Raw genomic sequence first — 6,219 nt, forward strand, 5'->3', positions numbered from 1 at the left:
GCAGGTACAGCACCACCAGGGTGGTCACCGCCCAGGACACCAGGCCGTGCAGGCCTGCGGCGCCCGCCAGGGGCTTGCCCGAGAGCCGGCCGGCCAGGAGGCCGCCGATCAGCGAGGCGACGATGCCCGAGGCGACGAACCAGATGCCGGCGCTCATCGACAGGGTCGAGGCGGCCGGGTTGTCGGCGGCGTTCATGCCGACGCTGGACAGCCCGATGCCGACGCCGAGCATGTTGAGGATGACCTGGGCGACCAGGGCCGTGGTGGCGCCCGCGAAGATCGCGCCCCAGGACACGTGGTGGAGCAGGATGGTTCGCGAGTCGCTCGCATGGGCGAGCGGTGCGGTCGAGATGTTGGGGGACGTGGCCACTGGGTTACTCCTGGTCGTCGGCTTGGTCGTCATCGTCTTGGTCGTCCCGGACGCGCGGCCCGGCCTCAGCGGCGGGTGTGCATCAGCAGGGCGAGGCCGTAGCCGACCGCTCCCGCGATCAGCAGCGCCACGATCGGGCTTTCCTCGACCTGCCGGGCCACGGCGCGGGTGCCCCGGCGGGCGTAGTCGCCGGCATGCTCGTAGGCGTCCTCGGCGTAGTGGCTGGCGTCCTCGGCGTAGTCGGCAGCCTGGTCGGCAACCTGCCGGACCGTGTCCTTGGCCTGGCCGTAGAGGTTCTCGGCGGAGCCCTGCGCCTCGCGGAAGCGCCCCTCGACCGAGTCGCTCTTCGAGCCGGTGAGGTCGCCGACCGCGCCCTGCGCCTTGCCGACGAACGCCTTGGCGGCGCCCGTCACGCGATCCGTATCAACCATGATGTCTCTCCTGTCTGGGGGTCGGCTGGTGGCTTGGTGGTCGTGCGCCGCTCGACCCGGACTACGCGTTGCGCAGGATCCCGGGTTTCGCGTCGGACGTCTGCGAAGAGTGCTGAGCCTGGCCGCCGGCGGGAATCCCCGCGGCGCCGCTCGGCGTGGATGGGTCTCGATGGTCGAACCCGCCGTTGAACCGGTCGATACTAGAGTGGGGTCTGATACCGCTGGTTCAATGGTATAATTATACTGATTTGATCGGACTTATGTACTAGCTTCTCGCGTGGTGAAGCCGTTGTCCCGGCCCCAGACGATCACCTCGGTGCGCTTGTGGACCCCGAGCTTGCGGTAGAGGGCGGCGGCGTGGTTGCGCACGGTGTTGCGCGACAGGTTCAGCCGCTTGGCGATGGCCTCGTCGGAGAGGCCGGCGCAGACCAGCCCGAGGATCTGGCGCTCCCGGACCGTGAGGCTCTGGACGCCCTCGTCGGTGCTGTCGCGGCCGGGATGGCGCAGGCCCGCGAGCTTCTCGATCAGGCCGCGGCTGAACCACGAGGTGTCGGCCATCACGGTCTCGATCGCGGTGAACAGCTCGCGCTCGGAGCGCTTGCGCTCGGTGATGTCCTGGAGCACCGCCAGGACGTAGTCGTCCTCGCCGATCACCACCCGCTCGGCCGACACGAGGCAGTCGATCTCGGTGCCGTCCTCGTGTCGCATGCAGGTCTCGAGGCCGAGCACGTAGCCGGTGCGCCGGACCGTGGCCTCGAACTTCTTCCGGGCGCTGTCCGAGATCCACAGGCCCAGCTCCTCGGCGGAGCGGCCGACGGTCTTGTCCTGGCCGTAGCCGAAGATCCGCGGGAAGGCCTCGTTGACGGCCGTGATGGCGAAGCCGTCGGCCCGGGCGAGCAGGGTCGGCACGGGCGTCATCCGGAACGCGGTGGCGAAGCGGGCCTCGCTCTGACGCAGGGAGGTCTCGGCCTTCTTGCGCAGCTCCAGGTCCGCGAAGGTGAAGAGCATGCACGGCTCGTCGCCCATCTCCATCGGCTGGCCGGCCACGATGACGAAGCGGGTGCCGCCATCCGGCAGCCGCAGGCAGGCCTCCATCTGGGGGATGGTCGCGCCGGCATTGAGCCGCGCCACCGCCAGCTCGCGCTGCTTGGCGCCGGCCAGGACGTCGACCTCGTAGGCGCTGCGCCCGATCACTTGGTCGCGGGTGTGGCCGGTCATCTCCAGGAAGCCGGCATTGACCTTGACGTGGCGCAGGTCGGACAGCCGGGTGATCACGGCCGGCGCCGGGTTGGCGTTGAAGGTCTTCTCGAACCGCTCCTCGGCCTCGAATTGCGGCGTGACGTTCTGGAGGATCAGCGCGAGGCAGCTCGGTTGCCCGGCCCGGTCGGTGGCGACCAGGCTGCGTAGGGAATGGACGAAGGTGACGTCCGGCTGGTCGGTGCGCACCACCTCGACGATGACGTCGTGGAACGTCTCGCCCCGGACCACCCGCTCGATCGGGTAGGATTCGGGCGGCCGGTTGTTGCGGTAGCGGACGGAGAACCGGTCGCGGTAGGCGTCGACGGTCTCGCCCAGCTCCTCCAGGCTGCCGGCCCCGTGCATCGCCAGGGCGGCGTCGTTGGCCCAGGTGATCGTCTGGTCCGGCTCGACCAGGATCACGCCCTCGGTCAGGCCGGCGATGATCTGCCTCAGCTCGTGTCTGTCGACGCCCGCGGTCACGGTGGTTCAGCTGCCTCGCCTGGTGCGACCCGGACTGGATCGGCGGCGGGTAACAGGCGGCGCACCCGGTTGTTCCCTTGTGCGCAATCGGATTGCTGGTATATTTTACTTAGGTCAGTAATCGAGGGGCATGGTGTGGAGGTTGCGGCCGTAACCGAGGCAGCCGAGGTTTTGTACCTGTCGGAGTGGGATTTCGCGCGTGTCCTCGCTCTGCTCGAAGACCCCCCGCCGCCCAATGACAAGCTGCGGGCCGCGATCGCGGCGTTGCCCGATGACCTGTGATGCTGCCCGCTCGGCGTGGCGAGGTCCGAACACGAAAAAGGGCGGCTCCCGCAGGAACCGCCCTCCTCCAAACCGTCGATGAGACCGCGGATCAGCGCTTCGAGAACTGGAAGCTGCGGCGGGCCTTCTTGCGGCCGTACTTCTTGCGCTCGACGACGCGGGCGTCGCGGGTGAGGAAGCCTTCGCGCTTGAGCGGGGCGCGCAGCTCCGGCTCGTAGTAGGTCAGCGCCTTCGAGAGGCCGTGGCGCACCGCGCCGGCCTGGCCCGAGAGGCCCCCGCCGGCGACCGTGACGTTGATGTCGTACTGGTCGACGCGGCCGGCGATCTCCAGCGGCTGGCGCAGGATCATGCGCAGCACCGGACGGGCGAAGTAGACCTCGACCGGACGCTTGTTGATCGTGACCGTGCCGTTGCCCGGCTTGATCCAGACGCGGGCGACCGCGTCCTTGCGCTTGCCGGTGGCGTAGGCGCGGCCTTGCGCGTCCAGCTTCTGGACGTGGACCGGGGCCTCGTTGGCGGAATCGTCCGCGCCGGTATTCGCCCGGTTGAGGTCGGCGAGGGACTGGAGGGTCGCCATGATCAAGCGCTCACGTTCTTGCGGTTGAGGGCGCCGACGTCGAGCGCCTGCGGCTGCTGGGCCACGTGCGGGTGCTCGGCGCCCTTGTAGACGCGGAGGTTGCCGAGGATCTGCCGGAAGAGCGGGCCGCGGGGCAGCATGCGCTCGACGGCCTTCTCGACCACGCGCTCGGGGAAGCGCCCTTCGAGGATGAACTTGGCCGTGCGGTCCTTGATCCCGCCCGGATAGCCGGTGTGGTAGTAGTAGCGCTTCTGGACGTACTTGCGGCCGGTGAACTTCACCTTGTCCGCGTTGACGACAATCACGTGGTCACCGCAATCGACGTGGGGCGTGTAGGCGGCCTTGTGCTTGCCGCGCAGGCGCATCGCGACGATCGAGGCGAGGCGGCCGACGACGAGGCCCTCCGCGTCGATCACGATCCACTTCTTGTCGACCTCGGCGGGCTTTAGCGAGGTGGTCTTCATGGTGAGATCCCAGGGTTCCGACGCGCCGGAACCCCGACGGATCGGGACGCGGACAGCCTCGGGGTGCCGAAAAACGAGCCGCCGCGTGGGGAGCACGCGGCGGCGACGGCCGGTGGATAGCCGGGGATCCCCGACGCGTCAACCGATAAAATCGAAATCCCGAAAACGGCTTGTTCTGGAATGACTTCGCATTGGCGGTATCATGGTACCGCGTCGCTCACTCCGGGCGTTTGCCGCGCTCCGCGATGGTGAGCCTCTGGACGCCCCGGCCCGCCAGAACCGGTTTCTTCGCGGTGAGGATGCGGGAGTTCACCCCGGTCCAGCCGATCTCCCCCGAGAGCCGGCCGTACTCGATCTTCGGGCAGCGGTTCATGATCACCGTGAGGCCGCGCGCCTCGGCCCGGGCGGCGGCGGCGTCGTCGCGCACGCCGAGCTGCATCCAGATCACCTTCGGCAGCGGGTCGAGGGCGAGCGCCTCGTCCACCAGCGGGCCGGCGGCGGCGGAGTTGCGGAAGATCTCGACCATGTCGATCGGCTCCGGGATCTCGGCCAGCGAGGCCGCCACCCGCCGCCCGAGCAGGTCCTGCCCGGCGAGCCCGGGATTGACGGGCGTGACCGCATAGCCCCGGTCGAGCAGGTATTTCAGCACGATCCAGCTCGGGCGCGCCGGGTTCGCGGAGGCGCCGACCAGCGCGATCGTGCGCGTGTCGGTCAGGATCTTTCGGATCTGCGCCTCGGGATACCGCGCGTGCCGGGCGGCGAAATCCGGGTCCGGCGCGTCGGTGGTGCTGGTCTCGTGCATGTCGCGGATCCGCTCCCGCCGCTTCATCGCAGGGCCGGCGGCCGTGCGGGCTCCCATCTCTACAGTCGCCAGACTTCGTGCCCCAGCGCCCGGAACGCGGCCGGATCGTAGAGCGACTTCACGTCCACGATCAGGCCCCCGGGCTTGAGCCGGGCGGCGATCTCCTCTGGGGGCCGTTCGGCATAGTCCCGATGCGGCACCGCCACCACCACGGCGTCGGCCTGGTCGGGCAGGTCGGCCCAGTCGATCAGGTCGATGCCGTACTCGGTCCTCGCCTCGTCCTTGCGCGCGCGGGGATCGTGGACCGAGACGGCGCAGCCGAACTCCGCCAGCTCCCGGATCAGGTCGGCGACCTTGGAGTTGCGCAGGTCCGAGCAATTCTCTTTGAAGGTCAGGCCGAGCACGATGACCCTGGCGCCCCGGGCGCTGCCACCCTGCCGGACGATCAGCTTGACGGTCTTGCGGGCGACGTGGGCCGCCATGCTGTCGTTGATCCGCCGCCCGGCCAGGATCACCTGCGGATGGTGGCCGACCATCGCGGCCTTGTGGGTCAGGTAATAGGGGTCGACCCCGATGCAGTGGCCGCCCACCAACCCCGGGCGGAACGGCAGAAAGTTCCACTTGGTGCCGGCGGCCCGCAGGACCTCCAGGGTGTCGAGGTCGAGCTTGTCGAAGATCTGCGACAGCTCGTTCATCAGCGCGATGTTCAGGTCGCGCTGGGTGTTCTCGATGACCTTGGCGGCCTCCGCCACCCGGATCGACGAGGTCGCGTGGATCCCGGCCTCGATGATCGTCCCGTAGAGCGCAGTGAGCCGGTCCAGCGTCTCGGGCGTGTCGCCGGCCACGATCTTCACGACCTGGGCGAGGCTGTGCTCCCGGTCGCCGGGATTGATCCGCTCCGGCGAGTAGCCGACCCAGAAATCGGTTTTCCAGCGCAGGCCGGAATGCCGCTCCAGCACGGGCACGCAGACCTCCTCGGTGGCGCCCGGATAGACCGTGGATTCGAACACCACGGTCGCCCCGCGCCGCATGTGCCGCCCGACCAGCGCCGAGGCCTCGGTGAGCAGGCCGAAATCCGGGCTCTGGGCGTCGTCCACCGGCGTCGGCACCGTGACGACGATCACGTCGGCCTCCGACAAGCCGGCCGGGTCGTCGGTGATCGACAGGTGCAGGGCCGCCCGGAACGCCCCCGGCTCGATCTCCCCGGCCGGGTCGATCCCGTCCCGGTAGGCCGCGACCTTGGCGGTCGCGCGCTCGTAGCCGATCGTGCGCAGGCCCTGCCCGAACGCCAGGGCGAGCGGCAGCCCGACATAGCCCAGGCCGACGATGGCCACGCAGGTCGTTTCGGAGGGGGTGACGTCCATCGTGATGCCGTGCGGGGCGCGTGCCGCCCGGATCGGGTCATACCTGCTCCGGGCGGGTTTCGGTATGCGGGGGCAGGCGGTGATGGCGCATCGCCTTACATGCCCCGCGACCTCCCTCCCCCCTTTGCCGGGGAGGGTGGCCCCCGAAGGGGGTCGGGAGAGGGGAGCGACGCGTCCGGAAGAGCCGCTACGATCGCCTCATCCTGTACC

6 protein-coding genes and 2 pseudogenes are annotated in these 6,219 nt (G+C 69.4%); 1 reads left to right on the forward strand and 7 read right to left on the reverse strand.

Features of this window, described 5'->3' with window-relative positions; genetic code table 11:
• The 3 genes and pseudogenes from FV228_RS17915 to FV228_RS17925 form a co-directional block, all read right to left on the reverse strand.
• A pseudogene (locus tag FV228_RS17915) lies at window positions 1–403 on the reverse strand (PhnA-like protein); the annotation flags it as partial.
• 32 nt (window positions 404–435) lie between these two features.
• On the reverse strand, window positions 436–801 hold the full coding sequence (locus FV228_RS17920) for a CsbD family protein (protein ID WP_147855869.1): 366 nt from the start codon (window positions 799–801) through the stop codon (window positions 436–438).
• 258 nt (window positions 802–1,059) lie between these two features.
• Window positions 1,060–2,520: a helix-turn-helix transcriptional regulator gene (locus tag FV228_RS17925; RefSeq protein ID WP_147855870.1), complete on the reverse strand. Its 1,461-nt coding sequence runs from the start codon at window positions 2,518–2,520 to the stop codon at window positions 1,060–1,062.
• 147 nt (window positions 2,521–2,667) lie between these two features.
• On the opposite strand from FV228_RS17925, the pseudogene FV228_RS34255 reads away from it, so the two are divergent.
• Window positions 2,668–2,802, forward strand: a pseudogene (locus tag FV228_RS34255) (DUF1778 domain-containing protein); the annotation flags it as partial.
• Window positions 2,803–2,893: 91 nt separating this feature from the next.
• On the opposite strand, the gene rpsI reads toward FV228_RS34255, so the two are convergent.
• The 4 genes from rpsI to FV228_RS17950 all read right to left on the reverse strand — a co-directional run bounded on the left by rpsI (window position 2,894) and on the right by FV228_RS17950 (window position 6,009).
• On the reverse strand, window positions 2,894–3,379 hold the full coding sequence (rpsI, locus tag FV228_RS17935) for a 30S ribosomal protein S9 (protein WP_147855872.1): 486 nt from the start codon (window positions 3,377–3,379) through the stop codon (window positions 2,894–2,896).
• Window positions 3,380–3,381: 2 nt separating this feature from the next.
• Window positions 3,382–3,843 carry a 50S ribosomal protein L13 gene (rplM, locus tag FV228_RS17940; RefSeq protein ID WP_147855873.1) on the reverse strand — a complete coding sequence of 154 codons (462 nt, stop codon included), beginning with the start codon at window positions 3,841–3,843 and terminating at the stop codon, window positions 3,382–3,384.
• 217 nt (window positions 3,844–4,060) lie between these two features.
• On the reverse strand, window positions 4,061–4,645 hold the full coding sequence (locus FV228_RS17945; RefSeq protein ID WP_187277803.1) for a CoA-binding protein: 585 nt from the start codon (window positions 4,643–4,645) through the stop codon (window positions 4,061–4,063).
• Window positions 4,646–4,704: 59 nt separating this feature from the next.
• Complete coding sequence (locus tag FV228_RS17950) at window positions 4,705–6,009, reverse strand: nucleotide sugar dehydrogenase (RefSeq protein WP_147855874.1); 1,305 nt, start codon at window positions 6,007–6,009, stop codon at window positions 4,705–4,707.
• Window positions 6,010–6,219: the final 210 nt, after the last annotated feature.

The sequence above is a fragment of the Methylobacterium sp. WL18 genome (genome assembly GCF_008040015.1).
Taxonomy (GTDB): Bacteria; Pseudomonadota; Alphaproteobacteria; order Rhizobiales; family Beijerinckiaceae; genus Methylobacterium; species Methylobacterium mesophilicum.